Origin of the sequence: Shewanella sp. 11B5 (assembly GCF_002836795.1) — a bacterium.
Classification (GTDB): Bacteria; Pseudomonadota; Gammaproteobacteria; order Enterobacterales; family Shewanellaceae; genus Shewanella; species Shewanella frigidimarina.
In genome coordinates this window covers 1-1,598 of the sequence record NZ_PJAP01000830.1, presented here as the reverse complement: position 1 = coordinate 1,598, position 1,598 = coordinate 1, and the positions used below count along the sequence as shown (strand labels likewise).

Annotated in this window: 2 protein-coding genes; both read left to right on the top strand. The window is 40.3% G+C overall.

Annotated features, from left to right (window positions below):
* Window positions 1-318: 318 nt before the first annotated feature.
* On the top strand, window positions 319-1,116 hold the full coding sequence (gene phhA, locus CXF78_RS16895; RefSeq protein ID WP_011636802.1) for a phenylalanine 4-monooxygenase: 798 nt from the start codon (window positions 319-321) through the stop codon (window positions 1,114-1,116).
* A gap of 73 nt (window positions 1,117-1,189) precedes the next feature.
* Window positions 1,190-1,528 carry a 4a-hydroxytetrahydrobiopterin dehydratase gene (locus tag CXF78_RS16890; RefSeq protein WP_059747329.1) on the top strand — a complete coding sequence of 113 codons (339 nt, stop codon included), beginning with the start codon at window positions 1,190-1,192 and terminating at the stop codon, window positions 1,526-1,528.
* Window positions 1,529-1,598 lie beyond the last annotated feature (70 nt).

The window sequence follows — 1,598 nt, the reverse complement described above, 5'->3', positions numbered from 1 at the left end:
ATAGGGCTGGTTGATTTTTGGTGATCAACATTTATCAGCTTAGTTAGATAAAGGGCCTCTCATGTATTGTAAATTATCACAGCTCAATCGTCAGTTAAATTATTGATAGAACGTTTAAATTAATACTGGTTAGCTTGCCTAAAAATAGATTCAAAAGTGGTTCGAAAACAGCTTGATAGAAAGTGATAAAATGACGGTTGTATTTATTTGTTTACGATTAGTACTACATTATGGCAGGACAATAAACTGTGAGGGAGTTAACAAAACATCAGCCTTAGCACACTATGTAGGGAGTGAAGTTGACGTAAAGTGGAACCTATGAGTACAGCAACAAAGTATATTGCACACCAACCTGATGCCCAAGGTTACATTGATTACTCAGAGCATGAGAATCAATTATGGCAACAATTGTATCAGCGCCAAGTGACGAATATGCCGGGCCGTGCATGCCAAGCCTATTTACAAGGCTTAGATGCATTAGGCATGTCAGTTGATCGCATTCCACAATTGCCTGAAATCGATAAAGTGCTGCTTGATGCTACAGGTTGGAAAACCGCTGCAGTGCCAGCACTGATTTCATTTGGTCGTTTCTTTGAGTTACTCGCTAATAAAGAGTTTCCAGTTGCAACCTTTATCCGCAGTAAAGAAGAGTTTGATTACTTACAAGAGCCTGACATATTCCATGAAATATTTGGCCATTGTCCATTATTAACCAATCCATCATTTGCGCATTTTTCGCATATGTATGGCCAGTTAGGACTCGCGGCATCGAAAGAAGAACGCGTATTTCTGGCACGATTATATTGGTTCACCATTGAGTTTGGTTTGGTTCAGGCAAAAAATGAATCACTGCAAATATACGGCGGCGGCATTTTAAGTTCACCGGGTGAAACTATGTATGCATTAAGTGACAGTCCTGAACGTAAGCCGTTTGATTTACTCGACGTAATGCGCACGCCGTATCGTATTGATATCATGCAGCCAATTTATTATGTTATCGATCATATTGACTATTTAGATGAAATTGCCCGTATGGACATTATGAGTATGGTGACCAAAGCGCGTCAATTAGGCATGTTTGAGCCTAAATTTGCTCCAAAAGTCAAAGCCAGTTAACGATTTATTGCAGCTGAGCTTTAGCTCAACAATCTGCAAGTGAGACACTATTTAATTTAGCCAAGGAGTACAAATGAACGCATTAACCGAGATGAAGTGTGAAGCATGCCAAGCAGATGCACCAAAAGTAACGGATGCAGAGTTAGCAGAGCTTGTCGGTATGATCCCAGATTGGGGCGTTGAAGTTCGTGACGGCATTATGCAGTTAGAGCGAGTATATAAATTTAAAAACTTTAAGTTAGCGATGGCCTTTACAAATAAGTTGGCCGATTTAGCTGAAGCTGAGTTCCATCACCCAGGTATCTTAACCGAGTGGGGTAAAGTCACCGTGACGTGGTGGTCACACTCAATTAAAGGGTTACACAAAAACGATTTCATTATGGCTGCCAAGACCGACCAGTTGTTAGACTAGTTACTATCGCCATCCATTTCAGCATGTTACGTTAACGTAACATGCTGAAATAGTTTCTCTGTTACAATTC